The organism is Pseudoalteromonas sp. bablab_jr011 (genome assembly GCF_016464045.1).
In the GTDB taxonomy this organism is placed as follows: domain Bacteria; phylum Pseudomonadota; class Gammaproteobacteria; order Enterobacterales; family Alteromonadaceae; genus Pseudoalteromonas; species Pseudoalteromonas lipolytica.
The window spans coordinates 1-537 of record NZ_JACDWU010000040.1; the positions used below are offsets into that span (position 1 = coordinate 1).

The window sequence follows — 537 nt, forward strand, 5'->3', positions numbered from 1 at the left end:
CCATTCCGCTTAAATATCTGATCTAATATAGGCTATATAAAATCACCGGTTAATAACATTGAACCAAAACATAGCTGAACAGCTTTTAGCGCTTTCGCAAAAGAACCAAACGCACGAAAACGCATACGATTACTCGCAGTGCCATTATTTTATGAGGGGAATAGCAGAACTGATATTGCAAAACGTCTTAACATAGCACGAAGTAGTGTTAATAAATGGGTTTCTAGTTACCTAGAACTGGGGCTGTATGGCTTAGAGAATAAGCCTATACAAGGGCGTCCATCTAGATTACAACAGTCATAACTTGAGCAACTGTCTGAATTTATAAAACGCACGAACACAGAATTTCAAGGTGGCCGGCTTACCGGTGAAGACATTGTGCATTACATTAGCACTGAATTTGGTGTTCATTATCACTTAAATCATACTTATAAAATACTCAAGCAGCTTGGCTTTAGTTGGATCACAAGCCGTTCGAAACACCCTAAACACTCATTAAAAAGCCAAGAAGCTTTTAAAAAACTTCCAACTGGAAAC

The 537-nt window shown here is 38.2% G+C and carries 2 protein-coding genes; both read left to right on the forward strand.

From position 1 onward, the window contains the following. Window positions 1–123 precede the first annotated feature (123 nt). A complete protein-coding gene (locus JIG41_RS23225) occupies window positions 124–303 on the forward strand; it encodes a helix-turn-helix domain-containing protein (protein ID WP_409372701.1) in 180 nt (59 codons plus the stop codon). 21 nt (window positions 304–324) lie between these two features. Beyond that, window positions 325–537, forward strand: a 213-nt coding sequence (locus JIG41_RS23230) for a winged helix-turn-helix domain-containing protein (RefSeq protein WP_409372702.1), incomplete at its 3' end; no start/stop codon positions are given.